Origin of the sequence: Bacillus infantis (assembly GCF_008180445.1) — a bacterium.
Lineage (GTDB): Bacteria > Bacillota > Bacilli > Bacillales > Cytobacillaceae > Bacillus_AB > Bacillus_AB infantis_B.
Map to the genome: position 1 here is coordinate 234,750 of NZ_VTER01000003.1, position 18,263 is coordinate 253,012.

22 protein-coding genes are annotated in these 18,263 nt (G+C 47.8%); 1 reads left to right on the plus strand and 21 read right to left on the minus strand.

Translation table 11 applies throughout. The features are described 5' to 3' along the window. Nucleotides 1-255 precede the first annotated feature (255 nt). Entirely contained in the window at nucleotides 256-1,065 is an 810-nt protein-coding gene (locus FZD51_RS05840; RefSeq protein ID WP_187445640.1) for a GH25 family lysozyme, read from the minus strand. Between the two features lie 86 nt (nucleotides 1,066-1,151). Here FZD51_RS05840 and FZD51_RS05845 point away from each other — a divergent pair, with 86 nt between their 5' ends. Beyond that, nucleotides 1,152-1,343: a hypothetical protein gene (locus FZD51_RS05845; protein ID WP_148973905.1), complete on the plus strand. Its 192-nt coding sequence runs from the start codon at nucleotides 1,152-1,154 to the stop codon at nucleotides 1,341-1,343. A gap of 2 nt (nucleotides 1,344-1,345) precedes the next feature. Here the strand turns inward: FZD51_RS05845 and FZD51_RS05850 are convergent, their stop codons facing one another. From FZD51_RS05850 to FZD51_RS05945, 20 genes are all read right to left on the minus strand, one after another. Further along, a complete protein-coding gene (locus FZD51_RS05850; protein WP_148973906.1) occupies nucleotides 1,346-1,597 on the minus strand; it encodes a phage holin in 252 nt (83 codons plus the stop codon). A gap of 13 nt (nucleotides 1,598-1,610) precedes the next feature. Next, entirely contained in the window at nucleotides 1,611-1,874 is a 264-nt protein-coding gene (locus tag FZD51_RS05855; RefSeq protein WP_262380737.1) for a hemolysin XhlA family protein, read from the minus strand. A gap of 34 nt (nucleotides 1,875-1,908) precedes the next feature. Then, on the minus strand, nucleotides 1,909-2,049 hold the full coding sequence (locus tag FZD51_RS05860; protein WP_148973907.1) for an XkdX family protein: 141 nt from the start codon (nucleotides 2,047-2,049) through the stop codon (nucleotides 1,909-1,911). Continuing rightward, nucleotides 2,049-2,429 (minus strand): hypothetical protein, encoded by a 381-nt coding sequence (locus FZD51_RS05865; protein ID WP_148973908.1) that lies wholly within the window; start codon nucleotides 2,427-2,429, stop codon nucleotides 2,049-2,051. The genes FZD51_RS05860 and FZD51_RS05865 overlap by 1 nt, the downstream gene beginning before the upstream one ends. 13 nt (nucleotides 2,430-2,442) lie before the next feature. Further along, nucleotides 2,443-3,546: a hypothetical protein gene (locus FZD51_RS05870; RefSeq protein WP_148973909.1), complete on the minus strand. Its 1,104-nt coding sequence runs from the start codon at nucleotides 3,544-3,546 to the stop codon at nucleotides 2,443-2,445. 3 nt (nucleotides 3,547-3,549) lie between these two features. Continuing rightward, nucleotides 3,550-3,933, minus strand: a complete 384-nt coding sequence (locus FZD51_RS05875; protein ID WP_148973910.1) for a cupin domain-containing protein — start codon at nucleotides 3,931-3,933, stop codon at nucleotides 3,550-3,552. 8 nt (nucleotides 3,934-3,941) lie between these two features. Beyond that, entirely contained in the window at nucleotides 3,942-7,040 is a 3,099-nt protein-coding gene (locus FZD51_RS26520; RefSeq protein WP_148973911.1) for a Gp37-like protein, read from the minus strand. Further along, nucleotides 7,037-7,735 carry a hypothetical protein gene (locus FZD51_RS05885; protein ID WP_148973912.1) on the minus strand — a complete coding sequence of 233 codons (699 nt, stop codon included), beginning with the start codon at nucleotides 7,733-7,735 and terminating at the stop codon, nucleotides 7,037-7,039. Before FZD51_RS05885 ends, FZD51_RS26520 begins: the two co-directional genes overlap by 4 nt. 14 nt (nucleotides 7,736-7,749) lie before the next feature. Next, complete coding sequence (locus FZD51_RS05890) at nucleotides 7,750-8,619, minus strand: phage tail family protein (RefSeq protein ID WP_148973913.1); 870 nt, start codon at nucleotides 8,617-8,619, stop codon at nucleotides 7,750-7,752. Nucleotides 8,620-8,621: 2 nt separating this feature from the next. Continuing rightward, entirely contained in the window at nucleotides 8,622-12,296 is a 3,675-nt protein-coding gene (locus FZD51_RS05895; RefSeq protein WP_148973914.1) for a phage tail tape measure protein, read from the minus strand. A gap of 164 nt (nucleotides 12,297-12,460) precedes the next feature. After that, a complete protein-coding gene (gene gpG, locus FZD51_RS05900; protein WP_148973915.1) occupies nucleotides 12,461-12,760 on the minus strand; it encodes a phage tail assembly chaperone G in 300 nt (99 codons plus the stop codon). 54 nt (nucleotides 12,761-12,814) lie between these two features. Further along, complete coding sequence (locus tag FZD51_RS05905; protein ID WP_148973916.1) at nucleotides 12,815-13,396, minus strand: major tail protein; 582 nt, start codon at nucleotides 13,394-13,396, stop codon at nucleotides 12,815-12,817. A 15-nt stretch (nucleotides 13,397-13,411) separates the two neighbouring features. Further along, entirely contained in the window at nucleotides 13,412-13,735 is a 324-nt protein-coding gene (locus tag FZD51_RS05910) for a hypothetical protein (protein WP_148973917.1), read from the minus strand. Continuing rightward, nucleotides 13,732-14,151, minus strand: a complete 420-nt coding sequence (locus tag FZD51_RS05915) for an HK97-gp10 family putative phage morphogenesis protein (protein ID WP_148973918.1) — start codon at nucleotides 14,149-14,151, stop codon at nucleotides 13,732-13,734. The genes FZD51_RS05910 and FZD51_RS05915 overlap by 4 nt, the downstream gene beginning before the upstream one ends. Beyond that, the gene (locus FZD51_RS05920; protein ID WP_148973919.1) at nucleotides 14,151-14,486 is read right to left on the minus strand and encodes a phage head closure protein; all 336 of its coding nucleotides are present in this window, start codon (nucleotides 14,484-14,486) and stop codon (nucleotides 14,151-14,153) included. Before FZD51_RS05920 ends, FZD51_RS05915 begins: the two co-directional genes overlap by 1 nt. Beyond that, nucleotides 14,467-14,796: a hypothetical protein gene (locus FZD51_RS05925; RefSeq protein ID WP_148973920.1), complete on the minus strand. Its 330-nt coding sequence runs from the start codon at nucleotides 14,794-14,796 to the stop codon at nucleotides 14,467-14,469. The genes FZD51_RS05920 and FZD51_RS05925 overlap by 20 nt, the downstream gene beginning before the upstream one ends. Further along, complete coding sequence (locus FZD51_RS05930; RefSeq protein WP_420886216.1) at nucleotides 14,796-15,089, minus strand: head-tail connector protein; 294 nt, start codon at nucleotides 15,087-15,089, stop codon at nucleotides 14,796-14,798. Before FZD51_RS05930 ends, FZD51_RS05925 begins: the two co-directional genes overlap by 1 nt. 29 nt (nucleotides 15,090-15,118) lie before the next feature. Further along, on the minus strand, nucleotides 15,119-16,330 hold the full coding sequence (locus FZD51_RS05935) for a phage major capsid protein (RefSeq protein ID WP_420886217.1): 1,212 nt from the start codon (nucleotides 16,328-16,330) through the stop codon (nucleotides 15,119-15,121). 40 nt (nucleotides 16,331-16,370) lie between these two features. Then, nucleotides 16,371-16,991, minus strand: coding sequence for an HK97 family phage prohead protease (locus FZD51_RS05940; RefSeq protein ID WP_148973922.1), 621 nt, complete (start codon nucleotides 16,989-16,991; stop codon nucleotides 16,371-16,373). Next, entirely contained in the window at nucleotides 16,915-18,261 is a 1,347-nt protein-coding gene (locus tag FZD51_RS05945; protein ID WP_187445641.1) for a phage portal protein, read from the minus strand. The genes FZD51_RS05940 and FZD51_RS05945 overlap by 77 nt, the downstream gene beginning before the upstream one ends. Nucleotides 18,262-18,263 lie beyond the last annotated feature (2 nt).

Here is an 18,263-nt window from a genome sequence, read left to right on the forward strand (position 1 = left end):
TTAAAGCTAAAAATGTGGCAGCAACAGAATACAGTTATAAAGTTGGGAAAAAACTATTATGCCATGTAAGGAAACATAACTCTTTCCAAAATATAAACCGATAATTAAAAGTATATGATTCAAGTGATGTAAATGATAGAGACACTGTTAAATAGCATTCTAAGTGCAATTTTTTTAGGAACTATTCTCAAGTAACTGCTACTAGTTTAATAAATATGGTAAAGCCCCTCTCAATTTGAGAAGGGCTTTTTTTGTTTAATCTAACAATCCTAACCGATCCAGGATGACCGCCAGCTGCGCTCTCGTTACAGGATCATTCGGCCGGAACTCCTCGCCTCCATATCCGCGGATTATACCTTTATCCATCGCCTTTCGAATGGACTCTTCCTCGGGATGACCTTTCACATCATTTACCGGTTTCTTATCATTGGCCACTTGTACCACTCCTTTAGTAGGTTTTTCGGTGGTTCCTAAGAACCAATCTAAATCTTTGCTGCCATGCAATTTATTGAGATCAAGATGGCCACTATACCAGCTGACCTTCCCTTTGTCTGTGTATTGCCAGATGTCGCAAGAGTAACTCGGTTTTGTTTGTGCCACCCCTTCGTTGACGCCATAGCGAGGAATCCAGAGGAAGTCGGCTTTCACCTTATCCATTCCATAAGGCTTATAAAAATGATGGCCAGTATATAAACCTGTTTTCCAACCCGCTGCCTTACAAACATCGATAAATGCCTGGCTGGCTGCAACAATTTCGCTTTTTGAAGTGGTAAGTTCTTCGACATCCAGCACGAGGAATTTTGCACCCTTATCTATTCGATTTAGAAAGTCCTTCGCTTCTATCTTCGCATCTGTCACACTGACAAACCTTGCATAGGCATAGTGTGCGAACGGGATTCCGTATTTTTTGCAGTTGGCAACATGCTTTTTGTATTCTCTATCAACCAATGAAGAGCCATATTGAACACGAATGATCATCAGGTCCACTTCTTTTGCTGCCTGTGCCCAATTTATACGGCTTGACAATTGATGATGGGAGATATCGACTATTTGAGTTTTAGCCACCTTCTTCACTCCTTATTAAATTTGAAGTTGTCAGAATAAGCAGTCAGATTTATGTTCAAACTACATTTCATAAAGGAGGCAAATTCATGAAACTCTTACCTCAAATTGTCATACTTATTATTAGTTTAGTTAATGATTATGCTATCTATCGTCTTGATCAAAAAAGAGATCAAAAAAGACTTCTGTATAGTGGAGTAGTACTCACATTGGGTGGTCTAATTTATTCCACTGTAAAAACTAAATACATCATTAAACACATTAAAATGCCTAAAAATTAGTATTACTTTTTCATCAAGCCCTGAGATTGCAGCGCTTTTTTCTGTAATTGAGCTTTCTTGCTTACATGTGTGTTTTTCCATACGGTCCAAGCATTCACTGAAATGAAAATAGTCAGTAAAATGAAATTAGCAATATCGTTTGCAAAAGGAGTAATATCCACATTGAAAGCAGCCTTTAATCCCAAAGCTAATAAAGAAAGCCACCCGCTTAAAAGGATGGCCCAGTCTTTCCACGTTTTTGGTTGTTCATACATCTTCAATTCCTCCCTATCCTTTTAATAAAGCAAATATGACCCCGATCACTCCGCCGATGATAGCTGTACATGTGGCTGTAAGTATAGCGTTGGTGATGGTCCTCTTCAGCCACTTAGTATCTTCCTTTATTTCCTTCAGGTCGCTTTGCATGTTCTGTATGGTCTGATCCTGCAGCAATGATTTATCCTGCAGCCGGCGGATATCCGCCTTCATATCATCGATGTCTTTTTGTACAGCCGTCTTCCAGATGTCCACTGTTTCCGCCTCCTGTGTCAATCACAATCCCCCCTTGAAGGCAAAATAAAAAAGCCTACTCAGTGTACGCTTTATCTGTAATCTCTGTATATTGGGTCCCTGTGAGCATTCCTGCTTTGACAAACGTTTTTAGGCTCTCATCATTGTAAGATGGATGGCCGTTATCATAGTAACGCTTGATAGTTGTGTACCACATTATCGATCACCTCCCATCTTCATCGTGGCAATTTCCATAAGCAGATCCCCTTGTGAGGCTTCTAATTCGGCAATTCGTGCCTTGTCCGTTGCGCTTTCAAATAACATGGTCCCCAGCTGCTCCTCGATCTGCAGGATCTTATCATCCGGAGACAAGGGACGGTCCATATATTCATAGTAGGGCCCTTGCTCCGGACTGTATTTCATGATGGCCACTTTATCGGCCGGCGTCTGGGGCTCTGGGACAGCATCCAGGAAAACGCCACCATCTTCTTCCAGCTCCTCTCTTGTCTTGCCAAGGCCCTGGTCACGATCAAATGGCAAGTAATGAATAAATGCATATCCATTTGGGGCATCCCCATCGACTTTTACATATATCATTCTGATTCCTCCTTTATTTTATGGTTAGGTAGTTGATAAGCTTGTAGACGTTTCGCTCGTTAAAATTAGGAGCAATAAATACATCCGCATTGCCAACCACCTTCGCGGGCGAGATAGGCGCAACATCAAGCCGTTTAACTGTATTACCACTATCAAAAGTTTGTTTCCCAAATTTAAAGAAGCCGTTATCCAATTCTTGTGAATAAAGGCCGTTCGTATCTTGGGTTCCCAGCGAGAAATACGCATACTTCCCATCCTTTTGAATGTGGAAGAACTGGACACCCGTTGACTGGGAATAAGCGTCCCACTGTCCCCCATCTGGTGACAACTGTTCACTCTTGATCAGGCTCATATCACTTTTGTTGAAGTAATAGACAAAGGTATGTTTGTAGTCACTACCATACGTATAAAACCCGTACACATATTTTCCAGTATCATTTTTAACAGGGTATGTCAGATCATAAGCTTGCGAAGCCGGAGTACTAGCTGCCGCCCCATCAAACCGGATGGCTCCAGTGCTGTAGGGAGAGTACTTATCCTTCCAAATGAGGATCTTGGCTTGATAAATCACCTTAAAATCAACATTAGTGCGGCTAAAAACGTCTGTAACTGCATAATCTGATCGGCGGAATCTCTGGAACTTCATAAACGAATCGTATTTACTTTTAGTCAGTCCATAAATATAGGTTCCATCATAATGGAGCACCTGAATCATCGAAAAACTAAGTTGGGTGAGAAGCCCCCAGCTGCTTGTACTATAAACAAATGTGTATTGCCAGCTATCGTTGAAATTGCTGCTATATGCTGTAATAAAAAGTTTGTCACCCACCCAATATACATTCGTCACGAAGCTATAGGAGGTATTGATACTCAATTCCTTTACAAGTTCCATGTTTGACACCCTGAAAACTTTCAGGCTGCACATGTTGTTGGAATAGTCGCTTACCACATACACAAAATCTCCACCTGCGTCATCCATCAGCACCTTAAAATAAGACGCGCTGCTGGGTACGGAGGCAACCCTGGGTAAAGCAATCGCCTCGTTGAATTGGGTAATGGGCATCCCCTTTGGTTTTCCCCCGCCGAAAATGCCTCCGTGATTCCTTAAATCTGGCATTCCTTACACCTCACTCACCCAGTCACCATCAGAATCATAATTGATAGTGAAGGTATCTGTTTTTAAGACAGTCGTCCCATTTGTGGAATAATAGTTTATTGTTCGGGTCGTGTATTGAGGTGCGGTACCCCCACTGAGCGTGCTACGGGCAAATAGTGTATTATCTGTCTTTCGGCGATATTCCACCACTGTGTAAACCCCATTGGCATCCTTGGACGACTTGGCTGTCCTTAACTGCCGCATCGCTCCTGCACCAATTTCCGCCAAGGCTCCTTCCACATTCGAGCCGGCATAGAAATTAGCACTGTCCGTGACATCTACCTTGCCCGCATCTGAACCGATCACTTCCCAGGAGGATCCGTTCCAATATTTTTGTTTTGCCATCATTTCACCGCCTAGTTAGTATCTATCCAAAAGAGATTTTTATTGGTTGGTGCTGAAGTTCCTGCTTGATAAGGACTAAATGCATTAAGCATCTTATCGGTAATTAAAGTTTCCCAGTCAGTCCAGGTGGTAGCATTGTAGTTCCATCTTCTAATTTTAATGAAGTCTCCACCATATGAACTTGAATAGGGCGTATATATTTGCAAAGTACCTCCGCCCGAACTATATCCCTTGATAGTGGTTATCGTTCCATAACTGAACCAACCCTCGTTGCTTCTAACAAACATTGAGGACACTCCGACGGGGTAGCTGGAATGGGTGTCATCCGCATTTTTCACATATGAACCCAGATAAGTGATGTCCGATGTTGAATGCGCGTGGCTGCTGGGAGGGAAGTTGCTTGGTCTGTTCAATACGTTAGCCCATTCAACAGAATCGGCAACTGCTGCCCCTGGTGGTCCTTCTGGTCCCTGGGGTCCTGTGTCCCCCTTGTCGCCTTTCTCCCCTTTCAGGTCGACTGACAAGCCATATGTGCCATCCGGATTTTCGAACCGAAGGCTTGTCCCAGTCCACTGATGCGCCGGTTTGTCCCCCTTTAAACCTTGCGGACCGGTATCGCCTTTTATCCCTTGCGGCCCAGTGGCCCCGATATCTCCCTTTTCCCCTTTATCGCCCTTTGGACCGGTTAACCCGATTGGACCTTGAGGACCCGTCTCCCCCTGCAGACCTTGCGCACCCTGAATCCCTTGAGGACCTTGGGAGCCCGTAGCCCCTTTGATAGACAGTGGGTCCCAGTACGCTGTATTGGTCGGAATCGTACCGGCAGAGGCCAGCGCCTTGAGGATATAGGATGAGCCGTTATAAGCCACTGCATCCCGGACAGAGTAAGTGGTGGAGCTGCTATAAGTGCCCCGCCATACAATGCTGTCTCCCTTATCACCTTTTGGCCCGATAGGACCAGTAGGACCCTGAGCACCTGTATCCCCTTTCGGGCCGATCGAACCAGTTAAGCCATGAGGTCCTGCAGGGCCTGTGTCCCCTTTTATTCCTTGGGGACCCTGTAACCCTTGATCACCCTGGTCTCCTTTCGGACCGGTCAATCCTATTGGCCCTTGGATCCCCCTTAACCCTTGGGGACCCTGTAGGCCTTGCTCCCCTTTTGGACCCGTCAACCCAATCGGCCCCCGGGGCCCGGTATCTCCTTTTTCACCCTGTGGCCCCTGAAGATCGACCACGGCCATCTTGGCGGACACCAGGAGATATTGACCATCAGGCAAGTCAGCCAATAGCTCAATCCCGTTTCCTCCTGGAAGCTCCTTGAATGACTGGCTCGGCTGCCGGTCCCCGTTGATATACAGTTCGACGGCATGGATGCCCAACGGATATACATAGCCATCATCCCAGGAATAGACAGTTTGGCTGGCTGAGCTGATGAACTCCCTTTCAAACAGGACATAGGACTGGGAGCTTCCAGGCGGCCCCATGGGACCTACTGGACCGGCATCGCCCTTCTCACCCTTCAGCTCGGCATACTGATAAGAGGACTCGTCCTCCCTCTTCACGCCAAGCTTGGTTGAATCCCAACTATAATCTAATCCGAATCCTTGAGGACCGTGTGCCCCGGGAACTCCTTGAGGACCCTGAAGTCCTGTATCCCCTATTGGACCCTGTGAGCCAGTTGCACCCTTTGGTCCTTGCGGGCCGATAGGTCCGGTGTCACCTTGTATGCCTTGTGGCCCCATGTCCCCTTTTGGCCCGGCTGGCCCTTGTGGACCTGTTGAGCCTTGTGCTCCCTGGGGACCTTGCGCGCCTGTGTCGCCTTTCAAACCTTGCAGGCCCCTGTCACCCTTGGGCCCTTGTGGTCCCTGAATACCTTGTGGGCCTTGGAGATTGGTATAGACAAAGCTCGCCTCATCTTCCCGGCGCATACCCAACGAAGTTCCGTTCCACTGGTATTCAAGCCCTGTCCCATCTGACCCGTCTGATCCATCCGCACCAGCTTCCCCTGCAGCGCCCGAAACAGGTTCCAGGGAAGGTGTGTCCATCTCCTGCTTGATGACATCCACCAAAGAGGGGAAAGGCTTACCAAAGGTCGCTTCCAAATTAAAACCGCCAGGTTCATAGATTTCCTTGATCTCCGTGATGCGCAAGTTTTCTGTGATGCCAGCCTTTCTGTTTTGGATCGTGATGATATCCCCTAGATTCCAGTCCCTTCCGTAGACAAAACTCGAATAGGGGAGAATGGTATTTTCAAAGCTTCTGACCCGGGCAAACTCGGAAAGCTTTTGTTCCCCTCTGGATGGAAGGTCCGCTTCATTTTCGATGTCCCGCGCATCGATGAACGTTTCAAAGCGATCCACGCCAGTCTGTTCAGCATTGCCCACCTCCACCAGGCTTCTTTCAGCACCCTCCCCCTGGCCGGCCACATATCCATAATTCTTGTAACCCAGTCCGCTGTCGGTGTATTTTTGGGTTTTTATGTTATCAAATTCTATGGAGAAGATGACCGGCGAGAGCTCGGACTGTGAAACGGACAGGTCCTTTCCCTCGAAGACATCAAAGACAAAGCGCTTATTCTCGATATCCAGGTAGATTCCCCACCCCAAGCCGGAGGAGATGGAAAGCTTCTCAAGCTCTTCATCCAGCTGCTTGAACCTTGTTTGATAGACAGTCCGGTTGCCTCTTTCCAAGTCCGGCGAAATGACTAGATTAGGAATCTTTCGTTTGGGATCGATAGGATTGACAGCTTGAAGGTTCACGTATTCCTTCATAATCGTTTCCACCGAAGCATCGAGGCGGTGATAAGCCTCCCCTTCAGGCGGGATGGTAATCCTCTGGCTTAGCCAGGAACCCAGGCTGCTGCCTTGGACGACAAAGACCTCCTGCCCGTCTTCCCTTACCTGATATTCGGCATAACTGATCATGGCACTTTTGAAAGGGTCGTTGTCGAAAAGCAAAAGATGGTTCTCGCTGAATGCGGAGACATTCACCTGGCCCTCGATCATCAATTGGAAACTTCCGCTTTTATGCCATCTCGGCTGATATTGAAGGCTGCTGTACTGATCCACTTCATCCACGAGATTAAAGTTCAAATCGATGATCCGTATCAAGTCGTATCAAGCCACCTGTCATTCAGCGAGGGAGTGGAAGGCGCTGATTTTCCTGTAAAAAATGTGATGCCACCCATTGCCGGGTTCTGGACCTGTATGCCTTGAAACCAGGACTCCCACTCCCTCTGATAGTTATCCTTCTTCAGATTCATGTCGACCATCCATCTGTTCCATTCTTCCACAAATTGTTCAGTGGGAACGGTGATGAGAGAGGAAACCAATCCGGCCACCGCCGGATCCAATCTCTCATCGACCACGCTTGTCACCTGGCTTTTCCCAGCATCGATCTTCACCTGGGCCAGGCTGATTTCATAAATCATTTCATCCCTCTGCAGGGATGGGGGAATGGGAATGGTCCCCGGTGTCCCCTTTTTGATGAACGCCTTGATATGACGGGCATTCAGATTCTTATCCAGCCGCAGGACGATTCGATCCACCCTGGGGTTGGTTACGTCTGCTGGATCATGCGTAAATTGAATTTCCTCGGTATTTCTGTACATAAAGCCCTCGATATAGGCACTTCCCGGTTCTAGTAATGTGGACATTCCGGAATCAAGTTGTACCAAGAGGGCAGGTACGGAGTTTGTATGATATAGCCCGTTGCTCAAGAACTGTTTAAAATACAGAGCAAATTGCTCCATATCATACTGGCGGTCCCCGTTGACCGAATTGAAAAAACTCGATTCTTCTGCCATTTTTGTTCCCCCCTTTATACTGTTGTGAATCGATTATTCCAGGAGATTGAGACGGCCGCTCTCTCATAGTCTGCACCGGTTGAATAATCCAGGAGGTTGTTGCCTGGTATCAGCCGAAAAAAAGTGCTGCCTAAATGGATGAAGTGGAACGCATTCCACGATTCTCCGCTCCCTTGGATCTTCCGGACACTTTTCTGTCCGGGAGTCGTATTAATCTCCAATCTTTCATTTTCAGTCAAGCTTTGATTGACCTCTATGAAATCACCGGTCGTGACGTTGATGATACGAATCGGCGCTGTGGCCGGCCCATTAAAGACAATCCGAACGGGGGTTGGCACTTCCCCCTCATTCTGCAAAATCTTCGCCTTGTTTTCAGACTGCTGAGCAAAGTAAGTCGGCAGGGATAGGGGGAACTCCAGCCCTCCCTCCCAGACGACCAACTGCTCCTTCTTTTCTCTCTCCAGCCAATACGGATTGGGTGCTTTTAAATGGATCAAGGCCTTTTGAAAGGTAGCCCCTTTGTTGCCCCTGCTCTGCGGATATTTCGGCACATGTTCGGAGACTGCCTTAATCTCCCTTACACCCATCTCATTCTCAACAATAAGCATGCCGGGTCCCAAGGTCGGGTTAAACATCCTGCCCAGTTTTGTCCGTTTCTGGATCGTGTCAGCCCTGCCCAGGCCAATGATGTTGATATCAAAAGAAATATACCGTGGCTCCAAGTTGGAGCCAGTATAGGTATCTCCGTCTTGATCCGGGGCCTTTTGTGATTGAATATTTGACTCCACATCTCCCAGTCCAGAAACATCTTCAACGACATAAGGGCCACTGTTCTTCAGCACAACCGATTCATTATTCGCGTTGATGAACGTAAACTTCTGCATCCTCATCGCCTCCATTCAATAGCCATCTGCCGTTGAGCCTGCAGGGCCTTCCTAGCGAGATCCGACGGCGATGAGCTTGCCGGCGCCTGGATCACGATACTGGACTGGAACGTATCCTGATAGATTTGAGAATTGGCTTGCTGGCCAGAAAAGCCAGGAGTCGCTCTCACAATCATTTCTCCGATTTTCCCAAGCACTGCATCGTTCAGTGGCAGCGCCGCCTCCGGCCCGGCTTCTCCGAAGCCCTGTAATCCAAGAGGCGTGTTGAAAATGGTTGGCCGGGTGAATAAGGCCCCTTTGGCGTTCCAAGTGACATCCAATTTGGGTACAGAAGGAGGCATCAGGCTGAATTCGCCTGTAAGATGGAACTCAGGCAATTTAGGCAGTTTGATGCTGGGAAGCTTCAGCTCCATGTTGTCGAAAAATCCTTTGATGGCATCAACTTTTTCGCTGATCTTGTTCTTGGCTTCCTCAATAGGAGAGACAATTTTACGGCCCAGATCAACTATTTTTTCAGTGCCCTTATTCTTGAGCTCCTCAAATTTATCAAGGGCTCCCGACTTCAGAGATTCATATTTTTCAATGGCGGAATTTTTCAAGGTTTCTGCTGACTCAATCACGTTGTCCTTCATATTGTTGTAAAGCTTTTTGGCAGCTACACCCTGCAGTTCCCAGATAGTAATAGCTTTATTCTTCGTCAATTCCCATTTGGAAAGCACTTCACCGGTTTCCCAGTTTACATTTGCAATATGTTCTTCAGCCTGCTTTTGGGCTTCTGTCACCACTTTCTGATGCATGTCCTCGGCATTTCTGACAGTATCTTTGCGCTGCTTTTCTGCATCTGCAATCATCCTGGCAGCCATATCCGCGGTCAGTTCTCCCGCCCCATCTCTCATCTGAAGGATTTGCGCATAGGTTTCCTTGTATTGCTTCTCTGCTTCTGCGACCGCCTTATCCTTTTGATCCTTAGAATTCTTCACCACTTCTGCCGCCTGTTCAGCAGAAATGATGCTGGCATCTGCCTTCATTCGCTCTAAGATGATCTTCGACTCTATCTCGCTATCTGAGAGGATCCGGATGCCATCGTTAACCATGCCCTCTTTAATGTTATTGATCTGCGTATATTCAGCCGTAGTGAGGTCTCGATTCTCCGCTAAAGCCTTTGCCCAGATATCATTGATGATTTTCTCGCCATTCTCCACTTTATCTTTCTGCTGAAGATAGGTTTCTTCGATTTTTTTAAGGATACCTTGCTGCTCTTTGTCAGTGAGCATCATGCTATTTTCAAAAAACTTATTCATGGTTTCCAGCCTTGCGGCATGGTCCTCTTCCAGTCCCGCCAGAATCTGATCGGCCATCTTAGAGAAGGTTCCTGTTATGGAGTCAGCCATTTCCTTTGTCACCTTTTCGCCGCCCCACCTCATGAGGTTTAGCTGCTCTGTCACCCCGTCATTCATCTCAAGGAAACTGCCGACTGCTTCTTGCGTTGCCTCTGAAATATCCTCGGTGAATATTTCAGCTTGGATAGATGGCTTTTTCATTTCCTCTGAAAGTTTATAGGCACCAAAACCAAGGGCCGCAAGGCCGGCAATCGCCAACCCGATGGGACCGGTTATAAAGGTAATGGCGCCGGCCAGGGCGCCGATGGCTGGTGTGGCTGCTGCCACACCTGTAGTGACTACGCCGATTGCACCAACTACTGTGCTGAAGGCTGTTACCAGTGCTCCCACTCCTGAAATAGCACCGCCAAGAATGGCGATGAAAGCACCGATTGCTGTTACCACTCCAAGAATGGCAGCCGTTACCATGGCTCCCTTCGCAATCGTCTCTTGCATCTCAGGAGACAGACCGTTAAACTTATCCGTCAACTCCTGAATGACTTCCACAACCTTATCGATAGTCGGAAGTAGGGCATTCCCAAACGAGATGGCGGCTGTTTCCGCAGAACCTTTCAGGATCTCAATTCTTCCTTTGACGTTGTTCAGCTTTTCTGCCGCCACATCTGCGGACTTGATTTTGTTCATCGCCTCCACCATGCTGTCAATGCCCTGGGCGCCTTCCTTGTACAGGATGTTGGCCGCCCGGATGGCATCGGTTCCGAACATGGTTTTTAGGGCCATCTGCCTCTGTTCATCTGTCAATCTCGCAAGCTTGGTTTTTAACAGCTCGGCGATTTCCGATAAGGACTTGATGGAACCTTCTGCATCGTAGAATGCGCTGGTTCCCTCTTCCGTCAGGAGGCCCAGATTGGCCATCTCTGTCGAAGCTGCCTCTGTGGAAGGAGACAAGTTCAAGAGCATCGTCTTCAGGGATGTACCTGCATCGGATCCTTTTAGCCCGTTTTGGGCGAAGGATGCAAGTGCTGCCGTCGTTCCCTCAAACGATAATCCCACGCCTGAAGCGACCGCGGACACCATGGAGAGCCCGAATTTCATTTCACTGACAGATGTCGCAGAGGCATTGGCCGCGCCGGCTAATAGGTCCGCTGCCCGCATCACGGATAGATTGTCATCCTTGAAGGCATTCAGTGCTGTGGACGCTATTTCTGCTGCATCCGCAAGCTCCAGCTCCCCCGCAACGGCTAACGACAAGGCGCCTTCCAAGCCGCCATTGATGATGTCCGTAACGGTGACCCCAGCCTTGATAAGCTCCTCAATTCCCTCTGCAGCTTCCATGGCTGAATACTTCGTCTTGGCCCCCATCTGAAGCGCCAGTTCCTCGAGGGAACCGCTAAATTTCAAGACCTCATCGGGAGACATGACGGATTTGACGGAAGATATCTGGGATTCGAAGTCCATGGCTCTTTTAGCCGATAACCCTAACCCGGCACCGACTGCCAGGAAGGCTGCCCCGAATGATTGGGAGATTTCAGAACCTACTGACTGCATCCTCCCGCCAAGCTGATTCATTCCCTCGCCAGTGTTAGCCATCCTCTGACTTAACTGCCGCCAGGCGCTCGATTGCTGCTGAATCTGATTAGTATTTTGCCTTAATTGGGCTTCAGTTTCCCGCATCGCTTGGGTAGCACCGTTTAAACGGATGGCAAGCTCTTGAGTAGCCTGGGCGTCTGCCCCGTTCGCCCTGACTGACTCCTGGTGAAGGCGGTTGAGCTCATCCACGCGGCTTTCCTGAAGCCTCAGAGTTTGAGTCAGATGATCCTCTCTTTGTTCAAGGTCCTGGACGGAGGAACCAAAGTCATCGATTCCTGCAGTGGCCGCCGCAAACGCGGAGTCCAACAGTCTGATTTCACGTGAAATGTCGGAGACAGCTGCGTTAACTGCACTCTCCAGCTGATTAAATCCATTGGACTGCTCTTGGATTTGCCTGTTTACACTTCTAAGCTGTTGCTCAGTCGTATTCATGGCCGTCACAGCCCGGTTATACGCCGTGGCCAACTTTAATGTCTCTGCTGCTGTCTCGCCTTGAGTGGTCTTGGCCTGCTCGTATTGGCGTCTTAATTCCTCAACTTTAGTCCGGTGCGTCTGCATGCTTCTGGTTAAGATATCTGACCGGGATCTCAGGGTTTCTAAGCTATTGTCAAACTTACCAGCACCAGAAGTGATTGCCCTGAACTCAGAGTTAAGCGCGGTAAGCCGGCGATTGACATCCTGCATACCACGGGTAAAATCAATGCTGTTCAGCCCCAGTGTGATTCGCAAAGCCCCTACTTCTGCCAAATTCTCACCCCCTTACAATAGCTGATCGATGAAGAATTCTTCCTCATCCTCCATCAACAGCTCGAAATAAAAAGAGATGTCCATACCATCGATTTCAGGCAAGGTCCATCCCGCTTTAAGTAGTTTCCTATACATTTTTTTGATGGCAATATAGGGGTCCTGAACTATGCCTTCACTTCGTTTCCCGCTGCACCGGGTCCGCCTGAGACGGATTCAATAATCTTGTAAATAGTCGGGATAAGCTGATCGGCCGGCAGCCCGTCATATAAATCGTCGAGAGTAAACTTATCCTGGAAGATATCGTTGACAATGATACCCATCACCTCATCCAACTGTTCAGGTGTAAGGTTATCAAAATTCGTCAGCTCTTTCTTTAGGCCCAGCATCTTCCGGAAGGCCCGGGAAGGAATGAATGGGGCTGTAAATACTTTGTTTTCTCCGTCTTTCGTTAGCTCAATACGCATGTAGAACTCCTCCTTCTATTCAAAAAAGAGCCGGTAAAACCGACTCTTCATCACTTATGCGACTGGGGCATATTCTCCCGTAGAGATAACCTCTTCAGTAAACCAGTTGGCAGTCAGTGCTTGATCCACTCCCACATCATTGCTCTTGACCTTATAGCGCCAGTCACCATCAAAATCCCTCTTCAGGAATTGACCTGTAATGGTCGGGGTTTGATACTCGATGTTTTCACCTTTGGTTTGATGATTCTGCTGCGGGATTGAGAATTTGCCTTTCAGTAGCCAAACAAACATCTCACCTCCATCACTGGTCCTGGACATGAACCCGATGGCCACATACGGGGCAACGTCATCGGCATTTTCTACCATGACCCCCGATTCGTTGATGGTATGCCCCAGAAGTTCAGCTTCGACAGCGATAGGGAGATCAGATGTATTGATGGTCAGCTCTGTCGTCCCCAAGCTGGAATCCGTGGCGGCCGGACCATCATCTGCATACAGGGTGGATGTATTCGATGAAGTATTCATCCCCACTGAAATGGCAGGGGCAATTCGCTTTGGTGGTTCGTATGTGGCCCCTGTTTCGTCATCTTTTAATAATTTTGCAAAGTGCAAGTTTTTCAATCCAATCGTAGCCAATGTATTTCCTCCTTTTTATTGAACATAGTTAAAACGGAGTACCTTGTGGAAGTATCCCGTATCTTCTTCAAACATTTCTGTTTCCATTGATCGGACAAAGCCGTTTTCTATTAAAGCCATTTTGACGGAACTGGTGAGATCGGAATAATCCGATAGACTCCAAATATCCACTTGAATGGAATGGGCTGTCCGCTTTTCCACATCATCCGCAGTAACCGCAGATCGCTGATTGAATTCAAAGAAAGTGATATAGGTGGTCGCATCCCCGGGATATGTCTGAAAGTCTACCGGGACGCCTAATGGCTCCAATGTCTTGATGATTAAAGCATTCAGGCTCATATTCCCAGTTCCCTCTTCACAACATCAGACATTGCTTCCTGGACAGCTTGTTTACTATTTTCAAAGGCTGGACCCATAAAAGGCTTGGGGGCCATGGCAGGATACGGATAATTTACCTTCTTCCCGTTCCGCTTTATCTTTGCAACCCCCGCCTTTCTTCCGAACTCGACAATATGGGCGTAAAAGGCATCGCCCTGCTGGTCAATCCCGACATGGATTTCTTCTCCCTCCACATCGGTTATGGCTATATTCTCTTTGAGGATCCCTTTCCTGACTGGCGCCTCATTCTCGACAGCTTGTTTCATCACCTCTGCACCGGCGGTCAGGGCCTTTTCTTTGGTTTGATGACTGACTGACTGGCCCATCATGGTCACCTGGCTTATCAATTGGCTCAGGCCTTCTAATTCTGCAGGCACTACCTCACTTCCCTTCCCACGATCGTCAGAGTCTTAAATGCCTCATTATCGTTGATAGGTGGGGCGACAATGTCAAAATACCTTCCCCTATATTCAATGCGCATATCCGAATGAATGCCCTCTGTATAGCGAACAACGAACGTCTTGGAATCCCTCGCATAGGTACTGGCCGCCGAATAAAACTCAACATTGGATGATTTGTCATTGGGCGTTTTGATCATGGCCCATGCCCTTTTAAAGTCGGTCCAGTTATTGACGGGGAAGCCGTTAGCATTCTTCGAGGGACTCTTGTTCTCCTGGAACGTAATCCTGTGTTTAAACAGTCCCGGATTCACCGGTGTCTCCGTCCTTCAAGGCAGACTCGATATACTCAATCACGGTCTTTCTATTCTTGTTCTTTTTCTCTTCTTCCAGATAGGACTTTAACTCATCTGCTGAGAGTCCCTGCAGTGCCTCGGTTACATCCTCAATATTTTGGTCCAGCAGGCTGCCTTCCCCTTGTAGCTCTTCTCCCAGGAAGCCCCTTCGCTGCAGGTCTTTTATTCGGGCAGAATTTGAGTGTTCATAGACACTATCCTTCTTCACACGTTCCTTTGTGTCCTTATCCCTGAATGTTTTGATAACGCTGTATTGTTTTTTCGGCATCAAAATTCCTCCTTAATTGTCGGTGTGTGCTGCAGCTGCAAAAGCATGGACTGAACTGAGAATCTGACTTTTTCGCTTGGCTTGGATCCCATCAGCTCTCTGTTTTCATACCAGTCCGCCACAAGAATCAGGCAAAAGAGCTTTGCCTGGGAGGAGGGCTCTTTATACTCCCTCCCTGTGGCATTCTTTAAATAATCCTCGGCCGCGCCAGATAGAAGAATCAGTATTTCATTTTCCTCATCTCCATCGATGCGCAGCCACGACTTTGTTTCCTCTAAGCTAAGGATCATCATCCCACCGCCTTTATAAGGGCCGCAGCCCCTTACACTGTTTCGGCAATATCCAGCTGGCCATATACTGCTGCGCCTGTATCCCATGTTTTAATGTCGTCGCGCATGAGGGCTCTCAGGTCAGTAGTATCGCGCTTGAAAGCATCGCCGCCTTCTTTTGTACTGGCCAGCTCATAGAACATCCTGGAGAACAGGACGATTAGCTGTTTCAGGTCCCCGATGATGATTGGAGCCGTTCCAGCCACCGAGTCGCTTGCTAATTGGCGATTGTTGACCACCACCACCGGGCGTCCCTTGAATAGCTTTTTGCCCGGCTGTGTCAAGTCATCGACAAGCAAATAACGGCCCATGGAGTCCTTCAATCCATCCAAGTAGTTGAAGCCGTCCTGGTTTGTTAGGATGCTGCTGCTTAACGAAATGGCCGGGTCCAGCGAAACATTCAGCGCTGTACGTACGGCATCAAAGTCAGCCATTGGCGTCTTCGTCAAAGCATTCAGTTGGCCAAGAATCAAAGCATTTCTTGTGGCCACGGCCTTTTTCCCAATCCAGGTGGAAACATAATTGATCACATTCTGATCACTGTCAGCAAGCAATTCGTTGGTGATCGGCAGAATGCCGCCGCGCTTTTTCACCGCATAAGAGAATGGACGGAATTTCGGGTTGTCCATCTGTGGAATCTCTTCATACTCATCAATAATTGGGAATGGCGTAAGTTCGGCATCCACTTCAATCACTCGGCTTCCGGACAAGGTCGTTACATTTTCAACCGTTACATATTGAGAAAGGTCCACAAACTGACGCTTAACCTGGTTGATCCGAGTTTGAATGTCCTGAGGCACAATCAGGGATGAATCTCCGTCTGATTGGCCGCTTGCCCCGCCCTCGTTCATGACGGCGCGCTTTTCATATTCAGCAATGATGCTTCTCTCTTCAGATGAAACATTCTTGCGCCTTAACCCCTTCAGAAATATCTGCCGATATTCTTTTTCAAGCTCGGCATCTTCCCTGGATTCCAAGGTACTTGGCGGATTAGGATTAAGTGGATTTGAACCGCCGTTATCCAGCCCGCGGCGCTCCTCATCATTTAAATCTTTCTGAATATCGATCTTCTTCTGAAGATTACGGACATCCGCCATCCTTTTTTCAGCATCATCCGTTTTGTCTTCAGCCAGCAGCGTACGGACTTCCTGTTTCATCTGATCCATCTGGTTTAATAGTTCTCTTAATTCTTTTGGCAAAATCATTCACTCCCATTTTGTATTTGAGCATAAAAAAAGAGCCTTCTCATAAAAGCTCCAGTTCCATTTCTAATTTTCTTTTTCGGTACTCCTCTGAAGCTCGTTTTTCCTCGGCTTTGAAGTCGTCCAGGGATCGGACTCCCACCTCATTAGCCGGGTAAGCCGGGAAAGCAACCGGGCTTATTTCATACAGTTCAGCGTTGAGGATTGACCGTTTATAAATTTTGCCCTCTTCCCGTTCTTCCGAAGACCATTTGTCCTTCGTGACCTTCATCCCAAAGGAGATGCCGTCAACGTCGCCGCGTTTGATCAGTTCCCATGCATCGTTTCCTACGGAGGTATTTGGAATGTTCAATTCAAATCGAAGCTCGCTTTTCGTATTTTCAATCTGAAGGCTGCCACTTTTTGTGTTCCCCAGCACCTGGGAGGTATCATGCGACCACAAGCCGACAACATCCCGGGTTTTCAGACTGTCATCGAAGGCCCCGGAAGCAATCTGTTCAATAATGACATCCCCGTACCAATCACGCATCTCAGCAGAATCGGTATCGTATTTGATGGCCCCGGTAATGGTTCTTGTTTCGGATTCCTCATTCGTCTCCCTGATCTCCAGCTTGACCGGAAGAGCCCTCGTCTCCTTCGTCATCTTCGGCAGTTTTTGGTTCATTGTTCTCACCACCTTTCAGGTATTGTTGTCCGGCCATCGTCAGGGGAATGACATTCCCGTTAAAAATCAATTGATCCCCGCCTGGTTTTGGCGGCTTCTCTTCGAGTGCCCGCACCTCATTCGGCGTAATAAAGCCTTTTTCAATCCCCTTCCCGTATGCCTCGTACCTTGTTTTAATATCCCCCCGCAGGATGGCATCGACATTGAACCGGCAATAAAACCCGTGCTCCAGCTCACTCTCCAGGAAGAGCTTCCAATCCATCTCCTGTTCATAGGTAGTCAGGGCGGATTGGAGAGAATCGACGTAGAATTCTCGCTGCTGGTTCTCAATATTGGTATGGGTGGCCCGGGAAAGATCGTTTAACTGGTGCACCTTGATGCCAAAGGCGTTGGCAATCTGCCGGATCGTCATCTGGGTATTCTCCAGGAACTGCGCATCCGCCATATTCAATGACATAGGGGTAAACTGATACCCGACTGGCATAAGAGCTATCCTGTGGCTGTTTTTTAGTCCAGAAGACATTTCCTCAAAGTTTTTCCGGAATTCCTCTTTGGCTGTAGGACTCAAATCCCCCACATACTGGATCAGCCCCTTCACCTGTAACCCCTGTTTAAAAAAGTTATTGATGAATTGATTGGAGGCTGCCGCATTTTCCAAGGTGGATTTCATATATTCCAAGGTTGGGATGCCGATAAGCCCATTAAGCGTCAGACTGCCTTTAAAGTGGAGAATTTCCTCCGGCAAAAGCTTTCTTTTTTCTGTTGGACTAACCTCAACTTCATACCATAGCTTGGTTTTAGAACTAAGAAAGCCGGCATCGTCTACAATAACCTTTACTTTTGCAGGATCCAACGGCCAGAGACCGATGACCTTGCCTGTCCTTTTATCATATTCAATACTGGCATAGGCATTACCCATGCTCCTATGCGCCTCCATGACCTTCCAGAAGTCGCTGGCACTCATGTATGGGTTGGGCCGAAGCTTGAAAACCTGATGCAGATAGTGCCTGGTCCCCTTTTGGATGCCGTTTTCGTCCTCTTTATACACTTTCAACGGTAATTTTGAAACGGACTCCGATCGGATCCGCAAACAAGCAAATACTGTATCAATTTTAAGCGAGTTCAGGCCCTTAACATTAATGTCTCCTGGTTCCATCCCCAGAAGTTCCATGAGGCGCTGATCATCTTGATTCAGCTGTAATATCTCTCTTTTTTCGGTACTTTCTTTCGAACCTCCGAAATAGTTTCGTATAGAATCCCATAGTTTCACAT

Excerpts from the sequence above, each read along its gene's own strand:
- FZD51_RS05845 (WP_148973905.1), top strand. The coding sequence starts at position 1,152 with ATGAAACTCTTACCTCAAATTGTCATACTTATTATTAGTTTAGTTAAT.
- FZD51_RS05850 (WP_148973906.1), bottom strand. The coding sequence starts at position 1,597 with ATGTATGAACAACCAAAAACGTGGAAAGACTGGGCCATCCTTTTAAGC.
- FZD51_RS05860 (WP_148973907.1), bottom strand. The coding sequence starts at position 2,049 with ATGTGGTACACAACTATCAAGCGTTACTATGATAACGGCCATCCATCT.
- FZD51_RS05865 (WP_148973908.1), bottom strand. The coding sequence starts at position 2,429 with ATGATATATGTAAAAGTCGATGGGGATGCCCCAAATGGATATGCATTT.
- FZD51_RS05870 (WP_148973909.1), bottom strand. The coding sequence starts at position 3,546 with ATGCCAGATTTAAGGAATCACGGAGGCATTTTCGGCGGGGGAAAACCA.
- FZD51_RS05875 (WP_148973910.1), bottom strand. The coding sequence starts at position 3,933 with ATGATGGCAAAACAAAAATATTGGAACGGATCCTCCTGGGAAGTGATC.
- FZD51_RS05885 (WP_148973912.1), bottom strand. The coding sequence starts at position 7,735 with ATGGCAGAAGAATCGAGTTTTTTCAATTCGGTCAACGGGGACCGCCAG.
- FZD51_RS05890 (WP_148973913.1), bottom strand. The coding sequence starts at position 8,619 with ATGCAGAAGTTTACGTTCATCAACGCGAATAATGAATCGGTTGTGCTG.
- gpG (WP_148973915.1), bottom strand. The coding sequence starts at position 12,760 with ATGCGTATTGAGCTAACGAAAGACGGAGAAAACAAAGTATTTACAGCC.
- FZD51_RS05910 (WP_148973917.1), bottom strand. The coding sequence starts at position 13,735 with ATGAGCCTGAATGCTTTAATCATCAAGACATTGGAGCCATTAGGCGTC.
- FZD51_RS05925 (WP_148973920.1), bottom strand. The coding sequence starts at position 14,796 with ATGCCGAAAAAACAATACAGCGTTATCAAAACATTCAGGGATAAGGAC.
- FZD51_RS05930 (WP_420886216.1), bottom strand. The coding sequence starts at position 15,089 with ATGATGATCCTTAGCTTAGAGGAAACAAAGTCGTGGCTGCGCATCGAT.
- FZD51_RS05935 (WP_420886217.1), bottom strand. The coding sequence starts at position 16,330 with ATGATTTTGCCAAAAGAATTAAGAGAACTATTAAACCAGATGGATCAG.
- FZD51_RS05940 (WP_148973922.1), bottom strand. The coding sequence starts at position 16,991 with ATGAACCAAAAACTGCCGAAGATGACGAAGGAGACGAGGGCTCTTCCG.